This is a genomic window from Pseudomonas sivasensis, from assembly GCF_021391435.1.
GTDB classification, from domain to species: domain Bacteria; phylum Pseudomonadota; class Gammaproteobacteria; order Pseudomonadales; family Pseudomonadaceae; genus Aquipseudomonas; species Aquipseudomonas sivasensis.
Window position 1 is genome coordinate 2,079,283 of sequence record NZ_CP090029.1, and the last position, 15,314, is coordinate 2,094,596.

General features: G+C 60.2%; 14 protein-coding genes. 4 read left to right on the top strand and 10 right to left on the bottom strand.

Annotated elements, in window-relative coordinates; genetic code table 11:
* Positions 1 to 4: 4 nt before the first annotated feature.
* The 5 genes from pyk to gcl all read right to left on the bottom strand — a co-directional run bounded on the left by pyk (position 5) and on the right by gcl (position 6,452).
* Positions 5 to 1,420 carry a pyruvate kinase gene (gene pyk / locus LRO94_RS09450; RefSeq protein WP_095184248.1) on the bottom strand — a complete coding sequence of 472 codons (1,416 nt, stop codon included), beginning with the start codon at positions 1,418 to 1,420 and terminating at the stop codon, positions 5 to 7.
* Complete coding sequence (locus LRO94_RS09455) at positions 1,410 to 2,690, bottom strand: glycerate kinase type-2 family protein (RefSeq protein ID WP_032889128.1); 1,281 nt, start codon at positions 2,688 to 2,690, stop codon at positions 1,410 to 1,412. The genes pyk and LRO94_RS09455 overlap by 11 nt, the downstream gene beginning before the upstream one ends.
* Positions 2,691 to 2,866: 176 nt before the next feature.
* Positions 2,867 to 3,757 (bottom strand): 2-hydroxy-3-oxopropionate reductase, encoded by an 891-nt coding sequence (locus LRO94_RS09460; RefSeq protein WP_032889129.1) that lies wholly within the window; start codon positions 3,755 to 3,757, stop codon positions 2,867 to 2,869.
* Positions 3,758 to 3,883: 126 nt separating this feature from the next.
* Positions 3,884 to 4,666: a hydroxypyruvate isomerase gene (hyi, locus tag LRO94_RS09465; RefSeq protein WP_032889131.1), complete on the bottom strand. Its 783-nt coding sequence runs from the start codon at positions 4,664 to 4,666 to the stop codon at positions 3,884 to 3,886.
* Positions 4,667 to 4,676: 10 nt separating this feature from the next.
* The gene (gene gcl / locus LRO94_RS09470) at positions 4,677 to 6,452 is read right to left on the bottom strand and encodes a glyoxylate carboligase (protein WP_032889133.1); all 1,776 of its coding nucleotides are present in this window, start codon (positions 6,450 to 6,452) and stop codon (positions 4,677 to 4,679) included.
* Between the two features lie 255 nt (positions 6,453 to 6,707).
* Between gcl and LRO94_RS09475 the strand changes: the two genes are divergently transcribed.
* Positions 6,708 to 7,148 carry a GlcG/HbpS family heme-binding protein gene (locus LRO94_RS09475; RefSeq protein ID WP_032889135.1) on the top strand — a complete coding sequence of 147 codons (441 nt, stop codon included), beginning with the start codon at positions 6,708 to 6,710 and terminating at the stop codon, positions 7,146 to 7,148.
* Positions 7,149 to 7,266: 118 nt separating this feature from the next.
* Here LRO94_RS09475 and LRO94_RS09480 read toward each other — a convergent pair whose 3' ends face one another.
* Positions 7,267 to 7,872, bottom strand: a complete 606-nt coding sequence (locus LRO94_RS09480) for a TetR/AcrR family transcriptional regulator (RefSeq protein ID WP_122680100.1) — start codon at positions 7,870 to 7,872, stop codon at positions 7,267 to 7,269.
* 133 nt (positions 7,873 to 8,005) lie between these two features.
* Between LRO94_RS09480 and LRO94_RS09485 the strand changes: the two genes are divergently transcribed.
* Positions 8,006 to 8,926 carry a DUF808 domain-containing protein gene (locus tag LRO94_RS09485; RefSeq protein WP_032889139.1) on the top strand — a complete coding sequence of 307 codons (921 nt, stop codon included), beginning with the start codon at positions 8,006 to 8,008 and terminating at the stop codon, positions 8,924 to 8,926.
* A gap of 64 nt (positions 8,927 to 8,990) precedes the next feature.
* Here LRO94_RS09485 and LRO94_RS09490 read toward each other — a convergent pair whose 3' ends face one another.
* From LRO94_RS09490 to LRO94_RS09500, 3 genes are all read right to left on the bottom strand, one after another.
* The gene (locus tag LRO94_RS09490) at positions 8,991 to 9,506 is read right to left on the bottom strand and encodes a hypothetical protein (RefSeq protein WP_050442854.1); all 516 of its coding nucleotides are present in this window, start codon (positions 9,504 to 9,506) and stop codon (positions 8,991 to 8,993) included.
* A gap of 229 nt (positions 9,507 to 9,735) precedes the next feature.
* Positions 9,736 to 10,524 carry an MlaA family lipoprotein gene (locus LRO94_RS09495; protein WP_032889141.1) on the bottom strand — a complete coding sequence of 263 codons (789 nt, stop codon included), beginning with the start codon at positions 10,522 to 10,524 and terminating at the stop codon, positions 9,736 to 9,738.
* Positions 10,517 to 11,815 carry a serine/threonine protein kinase gene (locus LRO94_RS09500; RefSeq protein WP_032889143.1) on the bottom strand — a complete coding sequence of 433 codons (1,299 nt, stop codon included), beginning with the start codon at positions 11,813 to 11,815 and terminating at the stop codon, positions 10,517 to 10,519. The genes LRO94_RS09495 and LRO94_RS09500 overlap by 8 nt, the downstream gene beginning before the upstream one ends.
* A 236-nt stretch (positions 11,816 to 12,051) precedes the next feature.
* On the opposite strand from LRO94_RS09500, the gene LRO94_RS09505 reads away from it, so the two are divergent.
* The gene (locus tag LRO94_RS09505; RefSeq protein ID WP_095184252.1) at positions 12,052 to 12,420 is read left to right on the top strand and encodes a hypothetical protein; all 369 of its coding nucleotides are present in this window, start codon (positions 12,052 to 12,054) and stop codon (positions 12,418 to 12,420) included.
* A gap of 80 nt (positions 12,421 to 12,500) precedes the next feature.
* On the opposite strand, the gene LRO94_RS09510 is transcribed toward LRO94_RS09505, so the two are convergent.
* Entirely contained in the window at positions 12,501 to 14,054 is a 1,554-nt protein-coding gene (locus LRO94_RS09510; RefSeq protein ID WP_095184253.1) for a glycoside hydrolase family 17 protein, read from the bottom strand.
* Between the two features lie 332 nt (positions 14,055 to 14,386).
* Here LRO94_RS09510 and LRO94_RS09515 point away from each other — a divergent pair, with 332 nt between their 5' ends.
* Positions 14,387 to 15,238, top strand: a complete 852-nt coding sequence (locus LRO94_RS09515; protein WP_032889150.1) for a glycine betaine ABC transporter substrate-binding protein — start codon at positions 14,387 to 14,389, stop codon at positions 15,236 to 15,238.
* Positions 15,239 to 15,314 lie beyond the last annotated feature (76 nt).

Sequence of the window (15,314 nt, forward strand, 5' to 3'; positions counted from 1 at the left end):
GGCGCTAGATCAGCGTCTCTATACGCAAAGAGTTGGTCGACCCCGGCTGCCCGAACGGCACCCCCGCCGTAATCACCAACGTATCCCCGCGCTGCGCCATACCCTGAGCCTGGGCAATCTCCAGTGCCGTGGAACACACCTCATCCACCTGGCGCAGCCGATCATTAACCACCGAGTGCACGCCCCACGCCACGCTCAGCCGTCGCGCCGTGGACAGGTTCGGCGTGAGGTTAAGGATCGGCGCCACGGGCCGTTCCCGTGCAGCGCGCAGGCTGGAGCTGCCGGATTCGCTGTAGTTCACCAGCACCGCCACCGGCAGGATGCTGCTGATACGACGGATCGCGCAGCTGATGGCGTCCGACACGGTGGCATCGGCTTTGGGCCGGCTGACGTCCAGTTGCGCCTGGTAATCCGGACCGTTTTCCACTTGGCGGATGATCTTGCTCATCATCTGCACGGCTTCCAGCGGGTACTCGCCCGATGCGGTTTCTGCCGACAGCATCACCGCATCCGCGCCCTCGGCCACGGCGTTGGCCACATCGGTGACTTCGGCACGGGTGGGCGCCGGTGAGAAACGCATGGATTCGAGCATCTGCGTGGCGACCACCACCGGTTTACCCAACTGACGGCAGGTGCTGATGATGTCCTTCTGGATCTGCGGCACGCTCTCGGCCGGTACTTCCACACCCAGGTCGCCTCTGGCCACCATGATCGCGTCGCTCAGTTCGGCGATTTCCCGCAGGCGCTGCACGGCCGAAGGCTTCTCGATCTTGGCCATCAGGAAGGCTTTGTCACCGATCAGCTCGCGGGCTTCGCGGATGTCTTCCGGGCGTTGCACAAACGACAACGCCACCCAGTCCACGCCCAGCTCCAGGCCGAAGCTCAGGTCGCGGCGGTCCTTGGCGGTCAGAGGGCTCAGTTCCAACAGCGCTTGTGGCACGTTCACGCCCTTGCGGTCGGAAAGCTCACCGCCATTGAGCACGGTGGTATCAATGGCATCGGTGTGCTTGGTGATCACCCGCAGGCGCAGCTTGCCGTCGTCCAGCAGCAGGTCCATGCCCGGCTCCAGCGCTGCAATGATTTCCGGGTGGGGCAGGTTGACCCGGCGTTGGTCGCCCGGGGTCTCATCCAGGTCCAGGCGCAGGGCCTGGCCGCGCACCAATTGCACCTTGCCTTCGGCGAAACGCCCGACTCGCAGCTTCGGCCCTTGCAGGTCCATCAGGATGCCCAGCGGGTAGTTGAGCTGGCGCTCCACCTGGCGAATCCATTGGTAGCGCTGGGCGTGATCGGCGTGGTCACCGTGGCTGAAGTTGAGGCGGAAGATATTCACCCCGGCTTCTACCAGTTCGAGGATGTCATCGATCCCGTCGGTGGCCGGGCCCAGGGTGGCGAGGATCTTGACCTTCTTGTCAGGCGTCATGGGCAGTGCTCTCAAGGATCAGAATGGCGCGGAAGTCGTTGACGTTGGTGCGGGTTGGCTCGGTGACGATCAAGTCGTCGAGCGCCGCGAAATAGCCGTAGCCGTTGTTGTTATCCAACTCATCGCTGGCGCTCAGGCCCAAGGCTTCGGCGCGGCGGTAGCTGCAGGGCGTCATGATTGCGCCGGCGTTGTCTTCCGAACCGTCGATGCCGTCGGTGTCGCCGGCCAGTGCGTACACGCCGGGCAGGCCTTTGAGGCTGTCGGTCAGGCTCAGCAGAAATTCCGCATTGCGCCCGCCCCGGCCATTGCCGCGCACCGTGACGGTGGTTTCACCGCCGGACAGGATCACGCACGGCGCTGCCAACGGTTGGCCGTGCTGCACGATCTGCCGGGCAATGCCCGCGTGCACTTTGGCCACGTCCCGCGCTTCACCTTCAAGATCGCCGAGGATCAGCGGGCTGAAACCGGCCTGGCGTACTTTTACGGCCACGGCTTCCAGGGATTGCTGGGGGCGGGCGATCAATTGGAAGTGGCTGCGGGCGAGGATCGGATCGCCGGGTTTGACGGTTTCCGAGGCCGGGTTTTGCAGCCAGCTGCGCACGGAGGCGGGTGCGTCGATCCCGTAACGCTTGAGAATCGCCAGGGCTTGTTGCGAGGTGCTCGGGTCGCCGACGGTAGGGCCGGAGGCAATCACCGTGGCCTGGTCGCCCGGCACGTCGGAGATGGCGTAGGTGTACACCGTTGCCGGCCATGCGGCCTTGGCCAACCGACCGCCTTTGATTGCTGAGAGGTGCTTGCGCACGCAGTTCATCTCGCCAATGGTCGCGCCGGATTTGAGCAACGCCTTATTGATGGTTTGTTTGTCCGCCAGGGTGATGCCTTCGGCGGGCAGGGCCAGCAATGCAGAGCCGCCGCCGGAGAGCAGGAAAATCACACGGTCGTCTTCGCCGAGATTGCTGATCAACTCCAGCACGCGCTTGGCCACGGCCAGGCCGGCAGCATCGGGGACGGGGTGGGCGGCTTCAACCACTTCGATTTTTTTGCACGGTGCGCCATGGCCGTAGCGGGTGACCACCAGGCCAGTGACCTCGCCGTGCCAGCAGTTCTCGACGACGAGTGCCATGGCGGCGGCGGCCTTGCCGGCGCCGATCACGATCACGCGGCCGGTGCGGTCGGCGGGCAGAAAGGGTTCAAGGACTTGCCGGGGGTGGGCGGCGTCGATGGCTGTGGCAAACAGCTCGCGAAGCAGGTGTTGCGGATCGACCGACATAAGCGGGCTCCCGGGGATTTTTGTTATTAGAGGTGCAGCAATTTCAGATTTGGAATGCGATCAAGTGTGGGAGGGGGCTTGCCCCCGATAGCGGTGTGTCAGGCGTAGATGATTGGGCTGAAACACTGTCCTCAGGGGCAAGCCCCTCCCACATTCAAGGTGTATCCACTGGCGGGTTACTTATCGCGAATCGAGAAATTCGCCATATGCTCCAGCCCCTTGATCAGCGCCGAGTGATCCCAGTTGCCGCCACCAATTGCCGTGCACGTACTGAACACCTGCTGGGTACCGGCAGTGTTCGGCAGGTTGATCCCCAACTCCTTGGCTCCGGCCAGGGCCAGGTTCAGGTCTTTCTGGTGCAGGTTGATGCGGAAGCCAGGATCGAAGGTGCCCTTGATCATGCGTTCGCCGTGCACTTCCAGAATCTTCGACGAGGCAAACCCACCCATCAGCGCTTCACGCACCTTGGCCGGGTCGGCGCCGTTTTTCGAGGCGAACAGCAGCGCTTCGGCCACCGCCTGGATGTTCAGCGCAACGATGATCTGATTGGCCACTTTGGCCGTCTGGCCATCGCCATTGCCGCCGACCAGCGTGATGTTCTTGCCCATGCTCTGGAACAGCGGCAGGGCACGTTCGAAGGTCTGGGGCTCGCCGCCGACCATGATGCTCAGGGTGCCGGCCTTGGCGCCGACCTCACCGCCGGACACCGGTGCATCGAGGTACTGTGCACCGGTCTCGTTGATTTTCGCTGCGAATGCCTTGGTGGCAGTGGGCGAGATCGAACTCATGTCGATCACAACCTTGTTCGGCGACAAGCCAGCGGCGACGCCGTCGGCGCGGAACAGCACGTCATCGACCTGCGGGGTGTCGGGCACCATGACGATGATGAATTCGGCTTCCTGGGCGACTTGCTGCGGATTGGCCAGGGCCACTGCGCCAGCGTTGATCAGCTCGGCCGGCGCCTTGCCGTGGTGCTCGGAAAGAAACAGTTGGTGACCTGCTTTCTGCAGGTTCGCAGCCATGGGTTGGCCCATGATGCCGGTGCCGATAAATCCGATTTTAGCCATGGTGAAATCCTCTTCTTATGTGGGAGGGGGCTTGCCCCCGATGGCGGTGTGTCAGGCAAAACATTGCTGACTGACCCGCCGCTATCGGGGGCAAGCTCCCTCCCACAGGGTTTTGTGTGGTGTCTGTCAGATGGCGTTATGGGTTTTAAGCCAACCCAGGCCCGCTTCGGTGGTGGTCAACGGCTTGTACTCACAGCCGACCCAACCCGAGTAGCCAATCCGATCCAGATGCTCGAACAGGAAGCGATAGTTGATCTCGCCCGTGCCCGGCTCATTGCGCCCAGGGTTGTCCGCCAGCTGGATGTGGTTGATCTCATCCAGGTGTGTGGCCATGGTCCGGGCAAGGTCGCCTTCCATGATTTGCATGTGGTAGATGTCGTACTGCAAAAACAGGTTGGCACTTCCCACCTGCTCGCGGATCGACAGGGCTTGCGCTGTGGTGTTCAGGTAGAAGCCGGGGATGTCGCGGGTATTGATCATCTCCATCACCAGCTTGATGCCCGCTGCTTGCAGCTTGTCGGCGGCGTACTTGAGGTTGGCGACGAAGGTTTTTTCCAGGGTGTCGTCGTCAACGCCTTGTGGCCGAATGCCCGCCAGGCAGTTGATCTGGGTATTGCCCAGCACTTGGGCGTAAGCGATGGCCAGCTTGACCCCGGCGCGGAATTCCTCGACCCGGTCCGGGTGGCACGCCAGGCCGCGTTCGCCTTTGGCCCAGTCACCGGCTGGCAGGTTGAACAGCACCTGGGTCAGGCCGTTGGCGTCGAGGTGTGCCTTGATGTCAGCCGAGCTGAATTCATACGGGAACAGGTACTCGACACCTTCGAAACCGGCATCGGCGGCCGCTTTGAAACGGGCAAGGAAATCCTGTTCGGTAAACAGCATGGACAGGTTGGCGGCGAAACGCGGCATAAGGTTCTCCTTAATCGAGCAGGGAAATGGCAGTCGGTGCATCGTTGCCGACCAGGGCCAAGTCTTCGAATTCGTTGACGGCGTTGATCTCGGTGCCCATGGAAATATTGGTCACGCGCTCCAGAATGATTTCGACGATCACTGGCACCTTGAACTCTTCGATCATCTCCTGGGCCTTGCGCAGCGCCGGCTGGATCTGGCCTGGCTCGAATACACGCAGGGCCTTGCAACCCAGGCCTTCGGCGACGGCGACGTGGTCCACGCCATATCCATTGAGTTCCGGGGCGTTGAGGTTGTCGAAAGACAGCTGCACGCAGTAGTCCATTTCAAAGCCACGTTGTGCCTGACGGATCAAACCCAGGTAGGAATTGTTCACCACTACATGGATGTACGGCAGCTTGAACTGCGCGCCCACGGCCAGTTCTTCGATCATGAACTGGAAGTCATAGTCGCCGGACAACGCCACCACCTTGCGGCTCGGGTCGGCCTTGACCACGCCGAGTGCGGCGGGAATGGTCCAGCCCAGCGGCCCGGCCTGGCCGCAGTTGATCCAGTGGCGTGGCTTGTAGACGTGCAGGAACTGCGCGCCGGCAATCTGCGAAAGGCCGATGGTGCTGACGTAGCAGGTGTCTTTGCCAAACACCTGGTTCATCTCTTCGTACACGCGCTGCGGCTTGACCGGCACGTTGTCGAAGTGAGTCTTGCGGTGCAGGGTGGCTTTGCGCTGCTGGCAGTCATGCAGCCAGGCACTGCGGTCCTTGAGCTTACCGGCGGCTTTCCACTCGCGGGCCACTTCGATAAACATTGTCAGCGCCGCGCCGGCGTCGGAAACGATACCCAGGTCCGGGGTGAAAACACGACCAATCTGGGTCGGCTCAATGTCGACGTGGATGAACTTGCGGCCCTCGGTGTAGACCTCTACCGAACCGGTGTGGCGGTTGGCCCAGCGGTTGCCGATGCCCAGCACCACGTCCGACTTGAGCATGGTCGCGTTGCCATAACGGTGGGAGGTTTGCAGGCCGACCATACCCACCATCAGCGGGTGATCATCGGCGATGGTGCCCCAGCCCATCAGGGTCGGAATCACCGGGATACCGGTGAGTTCAGCGAATTCCACCAGCAGCTCGCTGGCATCGGCGTTGATCACGCCACCCCCGCTGACCAGCAACGGACGTTCGGCCGCGTCGAGCAGGGCCAGGGCTTTTTCGACCTGGATGCGTGTTGCCAGTGGTTTGGCCAGGGGCAGTGGCTGATAGGCGTCGATGTCGAATTCAATTTCGGCCATCTGCACGTCGAATGGCAGGTCGATCAGCACTGGGCCTGGTCGGCCGGAACGCATTTCATAAAAGGCTTTCTGGAACGCGTAGGGCACCTGGCCGGGTTCCAGGACGGTGGTCGCCCACTTGGTCACCGGCTTGACGATGCTGGTGATGTCCACGGCCTGGAAGTCTTCCTTGTGCATCCGTGCACGAGGGGCTTGGCCGGTGATGCACAGGATCGGGATCGAGTCGGCCGAGGCGCTGTAGAGGCCGGTGACCATGTCGGTGCCCGCTGGGCCCGAGGTGCCGATGCACACGCCGATATTCCCGGCCTTGGTGCGGGTGTAACCCTCGGCCATGTGCGAGGCGCCTTCAACGTGGCGAGCAAGGACGTGATCGATGCCACCCACCTTCTGCAAGGCTGAGTACAGCGGGTTGATCGCGGCGCCTGGGATGCCGAAGGCGGTGTCCACGCCTTCACGGCGCATGACGAGGACGGCGGCTTCGATTGCTCTCATTTTGCTCATGTTTTGGTGCCTCTTGCGTTTTGTAATTGTATACAAGTGGTGTCTGTTCAAAGTGTATTCACGGCGGGATGCGCAGGTCAATCCATTTTATTGATTGGTCTTTGCGTTCGTCGGAACAGCTTTTTTCGACGTATGGAGCCTTTGTGTGAAAATATTGTATACAAAAACAAATGTCATTGTGTTCTATTTGTTTGATCGAGCATCTGATCAAACAGACCTCCACCGCTTTCCCAATAACAAAAGAAGGACGGCACCATGAGCGCTTTAACCTTGAAGATTGCCACCCAACTGGCCACCCAGGCCCTCACCGCAGGCCGCACGATTTCAGCGGCACCGCTGACCATCGCGGTCCTCGACAGCGGCGGCCACTTGATCACCCTGCAGCGCGAAGACGGCGCCAGCCTGCTGCGCCCGCAAATCGCCATCGGCAAGGCCTGGGGTGCGATTGCGTTGGGCAAGGGCTCGCGCTTGCTGGCACTGGATGCGCAGCAACGACCGGCGTTTATTGCGGCGTTGAATAGCCTGGGGCAGGGCAGCGTCGTGCCGGCACCGGGAGGCGTGTTGATTCGGGATCAGGATGGGGCGGTACTGGGGGCAATCGGTATCAGCGGGGATACGTCGGATATTGATGAGCAGTGTGCGATCACGGCGATCGAGGGGGTGGGGTTGTGGGCGGATGCTGGGGTGTCAGCCTAATCGTCGGTGACTGTCAGGGCCCCATCGGGAGCAAGCCCCCTCGCACAATTTTGACCGCGTTCGCAGTTCACCATGTGGGAGGGGGCTTGCCCCCGATTGGCACCCACACCTCGGTGTATCAGTCGGGTTCACAGCCCTTGAGCACCAACCGAATAATGGTCTGCGCCGCCGCTTCGTAATCCGCTTCATCGAGCTTGGCCTTGCCGGTCACCGCCGAAATCTGCCAGTCGAAATCCGCATAGGTCTGCGTCGCCGCCCAGATGCTGAACATCAGGTGATTCGGGTCGATCGCCGCAATCAACCCACGATCCACCCAGCTCTGGATGCATTGGATATTGTGCTTGGCCTGGGCGTTGAGCTGTTCGACCTGATCGCTGCTCAGGTGCGGGGCGCCGTGCATGATTTCACTGGCGAACACCTTGGAGGCAAAGGGCAGGTCGCGGGAGATGCGGATTTTCGAGCGGATGTAGTTGCTCAACACTTCTTTGGGCTCGCCGTCCGGATTGAACGGCGTGGAAGCGGCCAGGATCGGCTCGATAATGCTTTCGAGTACCTCGCGGTAGAGGTTGTCCTTGGACTTGAAGTAGTAATAGACGTTGGGCTTGGGCAGGCCGGCCTTGGCGGCAATGTCGCTGGTTTTGGTCGCGGCGAAGCCCTTGTCGGCAAACTCCTCGCTTGCCGCCCGCAGGATTTTTTCTTTGTTGCGCTCGCGAATGGTGCTCATAAACCAGGAGTTTCCTTGCCAATACCGGCGGTTGCGCATGGTAGCACCGGCTATCCGCGGGCCTCAACAATGTGCCCGCAACGCCTTGCGCCGCGTTATGCTCGCGCCATCCCCCCTCACGGAAGTGCGATTCATGGCAGGAAGCAGCTTGTTGGTGTTGATCGATGACATCGCCGCGGTACTCGATGACGTTGCCTTGATGACAAAAATGGCCGCGAAGAAGACCTCCGGCGTGCTGGGTGACGACCTGGCGCTCAACGCCCAGCAGGTTTCAGGTGTGCGCGCCGAGCGTGAAATTCCCGTGGTGTGGGCGGTGGCCAAGGGCTCGTTCGTCAATAAACTGATCCTGGTGCCCACCGCACTGTTGATCAGCGCCTTTGCGCCGTGGGCGGTGACGCCGCTGTTGATGCTCGGCGGCGCCTACCTGTGTTTTGAAGGCTTCGAGAAAGTCGCGCACAAATTCCTTCACAGCAAAGCTGAAGACCAGGCCGAGCACGCGCAGTTGGCCGACGCCGTAGCGGACCCGGCGACCGACCTGGTGGCGTTCGAAAAAGACAAGATCAAAGGCGCGATCCGCACCGACTTCATTCTCTCCGCCGAAATCATCGCCATTACCCTCGGTATTGTGGCCGACGCGCAGTTGACCCAGCAGGTGATCGTGCTGTCGGGCATCGCCATTGTCATGACCATCGGCGTCTATGGGCTGGTGGCCGGTATCGTCAAGCTGGACGACTTGGGTCTGTGGCTCACCCAGAAGCCTGGTCAGGTAGCGCGCAGCATCGGTGGTGGGATCCTGAGTGCGGCGCCATACATGATGAAAAGCCTGTCGGTGATCGGCACGGCTGCGATGTTTATGGTCGGTGGCGGCATCCTCACCCACGGCGTACCGGTGGTGCATCACTGGATTGAATCGGTGAGTCAGAGCGCCGGCGCAATCGCTTGGTTGATGCCGACCTTGCTGAATGCGGTGGCGGGGATTATCGCCGGTGCGCTGGTATTGATGATGGTGTCGCTGGTTCGCAAGGTATGGCAGCGCACTAAACGTCAGGCGTGAAGTTCGCAGTCACGCATGTGTGTTCAGGGCGCTATAAGGGCGTTCGGTCTGATCGTGGTGCCGCTTATCTCGGACCGGGTTGCAGCCCTGGATAGCCTTCTTCCGTGAAGCGTACAAGCATGCTCGCTTCGGAGTTCCAAAGGTGCATCTTGCCGTTGTTCGGAGTTGAAGCGTTGTGCGCTGATGGACTCTTAAAGCCAGTGTCTATGCGGTCGTTGTTGGGCGTCGAAAAGGCATGTGGGGTGCTATCAATGTATTTAAGTACCCGAAGAGCATTGGCTGCGATATTCGCGCGGTCGTAGGGCGTAAGTTTATGCAACTCATGCTGGGGAACGCCGCCGACTTTGAGGAAAAACGCTTGGAGTTGAGTTTTAGTGAGCACAGAAGGCTTTGTGCTAGTGCCGAAAACCGAAGCAAAAAGCGGATCCTCGTAGAAGTCGTGATGGCTACGATAGTCACCCTCGTCCCGGCCGGTATTTTGGGTCGGCGGCGCGTGCTTTACTTCGTTCTGATGTGTGGAGGTAGTCGTCAGAACCTTGTCCACGTTTGAGTGTGTTACTGAAGCGCTGGATAACAGCATCTGTGTCGGCCTTTAAAATAAAGCGTCTGATGGGATGTTCTTTGGTTGGGGCGTCTGCTGCTTCAGGCGTTAACTGAACCTGAGAGGCACACTTCTAGTATTGAGTTTTTCCCCAGGGATAGTTCCCGGGCAAAGTGTGCGTGCTCTGTGGGAGGTTGCTTGAGTCTGTTGTGCGAAAAAAAAGGCCATCCAGATTGCCTGGATGGCCTTTTAATTAAGCTAGAGGTGATTACTCGGCAATCTGCAACTTGCGCGATTCCGTGTAGATATACCGCACCTTCTCATACTCGAACGGCGAGTTCATCTGACCATAACGGAAGCTTGTCTGATAACGCTTGTCCACCGCGCGCAGGGCCCAGATTTCCGGGTGGTTGGAGCTGACTTCCGAGACGTTCAGGAAGTTGATCTGCGATTCCGCGGTGTAGTCCACCAGCAAGCCGCCGGTGTCGCGCAAGTTCGATGGGCCGAAGATCGGCAGTACCAAATACGCCCCGCCGGGGACGCCGTAGAAGCCCAGGGTCTGGCCGAAGTCTTCGCTCTGGCGCGGTAGGCCCATGGCGGTGGCCGGGTCCCACAGACCGGCGATGCCGACGGTGGTGTTGAGCAGCAGGCGGCCAGTGGTCTCCAGGGAGCGGTGCCCCTTGAGTTGGAGCAAGCTGTTCAACAGGTTGGGCACGTCGCCCAGGTTGTTGAAGAAGTTGCTCACGCCGGTGCGCAGGAAGCTAGGGGTCACGTATTTGTAGCCGTCGACCACGGGCAGGAACACCCATTGGTCGAAGCGGTAGTTGAAGTGGTACACGCGGCGGTTCCACGATTCGAGCGGGTCATACACGTTGAGGGCGTTGACGGACGAGCGTTCAAACTCGCGCTGGTCCAGACCCGGGTTGAATTTAAGTTTGCTTAACGGCTCTTTGAAACCGTCGGAATCCACCACGACCGGCGCGTGAGCCTTGCTGTTGTCGGCATTGGCTACGCCCGCGCACATCAGGGCGGCGAGCAGCAGAAGATATTTAGCCACGGAAGAACTCCAGCATGGCGTCGGCGTTGACGCGGTAATTGAGGTTGCCGCAGTGGCCGCCCAGTGGGTAGACGGTCAAGCGATCGCCGAAGGTTTTACGCAGGAAGCCAAGGTCGCCTGGGCCGAGGATTACGTCGTCGGCGTTGTGCATGACGGCGATTTTCGGGCTGGCGTGCAGGTAGTCCTTGAGGGCGTACAGGCTGACCTGGTCAACCAGTTGCAACAGGCTGCCGCCATCGGAACGGGCGCGCCACATCGGGATTACCTGTTCGGTGAGGTAGCAGTCGAAATCGCATTGCAGTGCACGCTTGAGGAACGGCGTGAGGCTGGTGCCTTCGGTGATCGGGTACTTCGGTGGGATGATCAGGCCGCGGCGGTTAATCAGGTCCGAGGTAAAGGCAATGTCGGCCGCCGAAAAGCGGAACGACGTGCCAATCAGCATGGCCATCTGTTCGTTGGTCAAGTGCTGCTTGGATTGCTGGAAGTCGTAGAGCAGGGCGTCGTTGAGGTCGATATAGCCCTTTTGCTGGAAGTAGCGAGTCAGCTTGTTCAGCACCAGTTCATAGAAGGTGGTGGTGTTGTTGATGCCCTTGACCTCGGTCTGTACCAGCTTGTCGAGGTTAGTGATCGAGGTATAGAGGTTGACCGGCGGGTTGAGCAGCAGCACTTTCTTGAAGTTGAAGCTGCGGCGGGTCTCGTCCAGTTTGCTGACAAACGCCGCATCCAGTGCGCCGAGGCTGTAGCCGGTGAGGTAAAAGTCGGTCACTGGCAGCGAGGCGTTTTGCGCACGCACGGCTTGCATCACGCGGTACATGTCTTCGGCGTCTTCCTGGGTGATCCCCGGGGTGGCGAAGCGCGAGGCGGCACTGATGAAGTCAAAGCTGGTAGGCGACGACAGTTGCACTACGTGATAGCCGGCTTGGTAATACAGTTTTTTCAGGTATTCGTTGATGCTGCTATCGAACCGCGCACCGGTGCCCGCGATCAGGAAGATCAGCGGCGCGGCGCGGTCTTGCTTGGCGATGCGGTAGGTGAGCTTCTTCACCGCCCAGAAGTTATCCGGCAGGCTGAACTCGCGCTCTGGGCGCATGTTCAGGGTGTAGTCGGACTGGTTAATTTCGCTATCACTCGGCAATGTCGGCCGAAGGTCAGGCGGAGTGGTGGCGATGGTCGCTTCGAACGGGTTGGTCAAAGGGTAGCCATAGCTGGCTTGGTCGATATCGACCGCCAGTGCTGACGCACTCAAAAAAAGGCTGCCCAGTAAGGCAGCACAGCGCAAGGAACGGAGCATGACTTAATCCCTAAGAGGAAACGTGCTTAATGAAGTTCGCAGGCTATGACCACCGCGTTGCCACCGAAGTGCCAGCTCTCGGCACGAAAAGTCGGAAAATAACGTCGGAATCGGGGTAATAGTAGCGAGACGATACACTTTGCCATGCATTAGTGAACACTAATTGTGTGTATGCACCTTGCTAACGACCGCTGGCGCATTAAGCTGAGCGCCGTTTTTGCCTATCGGAGTGCTCCATGTCCCGCCGCTTGCCCTTGATTCTGCTGCTTATTGCCCTGCCGTTATGGCTGGCTGCCAGTTATGGCGCACGTTACGGCTTTATGGAAGATGGCCAGTGGGTCGGCATCTGTGCCGACGAGGCCAGCCGCTGGGAATGCCAGGTGCGTTCGAACCTGGGCTTGATGATTCACTTTAAGGTGCTGGGCTGGGCCGCACTGGTGACCTCGGTGCTGGCGTTTTTCGTGCCGGGTCGCGTGGGCTGGGGATTGGCAGTGCTGGGGCTGGTGTTCGGGTTCCCGGCCCTGGCGCTGTACAACACCACGTTTGCGGTGTTTGCGGTGGTGATTGCGGGGTTGCGGTTGGTCAGGCAGCCGCGGGGCGCCTGATAAGGCCAATCGGGGGCAAGCCCCCTCCCACCTTTGGAACGCGTTCTCATGTGGGAGGGGGCTTGCCCCCGATAGCGGTGTTACGCCTTGCGCATCCGCAAGCACCGCCACAAAGCCACAACCATCAACCCACTGACCACCGCCCAACCCCACGCCTGCTGGTTCAGCAATCCTTCACGGTACAACTGCGGCGCAATGCCGGCACCGATGATAAAGGTCAGCAAGGCAATCTCACGACGCGGCCCGGTTACCGGGCGAACCAGATATACCAACGCCGGCAGCAGCAGTGCCGCACTCGGGAAACTGCGGTAGCGTGGGTCAAACACCAGTGCCAGCATCATCACCGCACCGGCAAAGCCGGCGATTGCCACCAGCCAGCCCGCACGCTGTTCCAGCCAATTGAAGGCCCGCTCGCGCCAACCTTCCCGAGTGCTCAATGCCAGTGCTGCATGAGCCAATACCAGCAAGTTGAGCGTCATCAACAACGCCGCCCACACCCACTCATCATTAAATCGCGCAGTCACGCGGGTCAGTTCGGCCCAGGTTCCGATAGAGCAGGCCGCCACTGCGCCGAGCAGCGGCAGGGCCATGGCGGCGCGACTGCTGCGAACGCGACCACCGAGCACCAACGTCCCGAGCAGGATGACACCACCCACCCCCAACCACAGCGGCCAGTACGGCACGTTAGTCACCGGCCCGGCGAGGATGCCCTTTTCCTGGCGATCAGCATCGAACAAGCCCCAGTAGCCGCCTACCGCACCTTCGCTGGCACGTTTCCACGGCTGGTCAAACGCTTCGATCAGGTTGTAGCGCCAGCCATTGGCTTCGGCCATCGCCACAAAACCACGCATGAACTTGGCTTCATTGACTCGGCTCGGCACGGCTGTTTCACGCTGGCGACCCTCGCTGGGCCAGCCGGTTTCGCCGATCAGCACGTCCTTGGGCGCGAACTTGTTGCCGAAGGTCTGACGCACATCGCCCACGTGCTTGAGGGCCTGGTCGATGCTCGAAGGATCATCTTCCCAGTAGGGCAGTAGGTGAATGGTCAGGAAATCCACCGCCGGGGCGATTTCCGGGTGTTGCAGCCAGAACTCCCAGACATCGGCGTAAGTCACCGGTTGTTTGATCTGGCTTTTGACTGTCTGGATCAGCTTCACCAACTGCGCGGCGGTGACTTCCTTGCGCAACAGCGCTTCGTTGCCGACGATTACCGAGGTCACCACGTCCGGGTTGGCGTTTGCCGCTGCGATCAACTCGTCGATTTCTTTTTCGGTGGCCACCGGATCACTGCTGACCCAAGCGCCGGCCATCACCTTGAGGCCATGTTTGCGCGCCATGCCTGGCAGGGCTTCCAGGCCGGTCATGGAGTAAGTGCGGATGCATTCGAATCGGGTGGCCAGTAGGGCCAGGTCAGCGTCCATCCGCTCGGGGCGTAGTTTGAACGGCTGGTCGAACGGGGATTGGTCTTTGTCGAACGGCGTGTAGGACGCGCATTGCAGTTTATGGCTGGCACTGGCGACATCCGGCAACACCACCGGACGGCCGAGGCCATACCAATAGCCTACCAGGGCCAGCAGGCCGAGGATCAGGGCGAAGAAATAGGGCAGGGCAGGGAAGCGGGCGGTCGCGGGCATGGTCGGCTTATCTGGGGGAGCAAAGGCGCGCATCTTACCCGGATTTGCCCTCTCCCAGTGGGGCTGCATAATTTTGACATGCAAAGTTCGGGCGGAATATTGACGCCATGTTCCAGGAAACGTCCTGCTGGCGATGTGATGTCGTTTCTTGCTTGCATAAGGTCGCTGACAGAGCAGGTCGACGGCTTCTGCGGGTTGATGATCAGGGTGTCAGTACTCAACTGATGTCGCAGCCACCGGATCGATGCGCGTGAACGGGGCGCGGTGCACTACATAACAACAGGTTGACGTCGCTCGGCATCCGTCGGGCGCAGCACTTTCGGGGAAGTACGATGAAGATGCGACGACTCTTGGGCGCAGCTGCCACTCTGGTAGTTGCGATGAGCTCCACACTGGCCAGCGCCGACAGCAAAACCCTGAGCATCGGCTACGTTGATGGTTGGTCGGACAGCGTTGCCACCACCCACGTGGCGGCAGAAGTGATCAAACAAAAGCTCGGTTATGACGTGAAACTGCAGGCGGTTGCCACCGGCATCATGTGGCAGGGCGTGGCGACCGGCAAACTCGATGCCATGCTTTCCGCCTGGCTGCCCGTGACTCACGGTGAATACTGGACCAAGAACAAGGACAAGGTGGTCGATTACGGCCCCAACTTCAAGGATGCGAAAATCGGCCTGATCGTGCCGGAGTACGTCAAGGCCAAGTCCATCGAAGACCTCAAGACCGACACCACCTTCAAGAACAAAATCGTTGGTATCGACGCCGGTTCAGGCGTGATGCTCAAGACCGACGAAGCGATCAAGGCCTACGGTCTGGACTACAAACTGCAGGCCAGCTCGGGCGCAGCAATGATCGCCGAACTGACCCGTGCCGAAGACAAACAGGAATCCATTGCGGTCACCGGTTGGGTGCCACACTGGATGTTCGCCAAGTGGAAACTGCGTTTCCTGGAAGATCCAAAAGGGATTTATGGTGCTGCTGAAACCGTCAACAGCATCGGCAGCAAGGGCCTGGAGAAGAAAGCGCCGGAAGTCGCGGCCTTCCTGAAGAAATTCCAGTGGGCCTCCAAGGACGAAATCGGCGAAGTCATGTTAGCTATCCAAGAAGGTGCCAAGCCTGATGCAGCGGCCAAGGACTGGGTCGCCAAGCACCCTGAGCGTGTAGCCGAGTGGACCGGTAAATAACCCCCCCCAATGCCTTGATACAACCCCTGTGGGAGGGGGCTTGCTCCCGATTGCGGTGTGTCAGTCGTCAATGATC

Excerpts from the sequence above, each read along its gene's own strand:
- LRO94_RS09475 (WP_032889135.1), top strand. The coding sequence starts at position 6,708 with ATGAGCGCTTTAACCTTGAAGATTGCCACCCAACTGGCCACCCAGGCC.
- hyi (WP_032889131.1), bottom strand. The coding sequence starts at position 4,666 with ATGCCGCGTTTCGCCGCCAACCTGTCCATGCTGTTTACCGAACAGGAT.
- LRO94_RS09490 (WP_050442854.1), bottom strand. The coding sequence starts at position 9,506 with ATGCTGTTATCCAGCGCTTCAGTAACACACTCAAACGTGGACAAGGTT.
- gcl (WP_032889133.1), bottom strand. The coding sequence starts at position 6,452 with ATGAGCAAAATGAGAGCAATCGAAGCCGCCGTCCTCGTCATGCGCCGT.
- LRO94_RS09460 (WP_032889129.1), bottom strand. The coding sequence starts at position 3,757 with ATGGCTAAAATCGGATTTATCGGCACCGGCATCATGGGCCAACCCATG.
- LRO94_RS09505 (WP_095184252.1), top strand. The coding sequence starts at position 12,052 with ATGTCCCGCCGCTTGCCCTTGATTCTGCTGCTTATTGCCCTGCCGTTA.
- LRO94_RS09455 (WP_032889128.1), bottom strand. The coding sequence starts at position 2,690 with ATGTCGGTCGATCCGCAACACCTGCTTCGCGAGCTGTTTGCCACAGCC.
- LRO94_RS09480 (WP_122680100.1), bottom strand. The coding sequence starts at position 7,872 with ATGAGCACCATTCGCGAGCGCAACAAAGAAAAAATCCTGCGGGCGGCA.
- LRO94_RS09510 (WP_095184253.1), bottom strand. The coding sequence starts at position 14,054 with ATGCCCGCGACCGCCCGCTTCCCTGCCCTGCCCTATTTCTTCGCCCTG.
- pyk (WP_095184248.1), bottom strand. The coding sequence starts at position 1,420 with ATGACGCCTGACAAGAAGGTCAAGATCCTCGCCACCCTGGGCCCGGCC.
- LRO94_RS09500 (WP_032889143.1), bottom strand. The coding sequence starts at position 11,815 with ATGCTCCGTTCCTTGCGCTGTGCTGCCTTACTGGGCAGCCTTTTTTTG.
- LRO94_RS09485 (WP_032889139.1), top strand. The coding sequence starts at position 8,006 with ATGGCAGGAAGCAGCTTGTTGGTGTTGATCGATGACATCGCCGCGGTA.
- LRO94_RS09515 (WP_032889150.1), top strand. The coding sequence starts at position 14,387 with ATGAAGATGCGACGACTCTTGGGCGCAGCTGCCACTCTGGTAGTTGCG.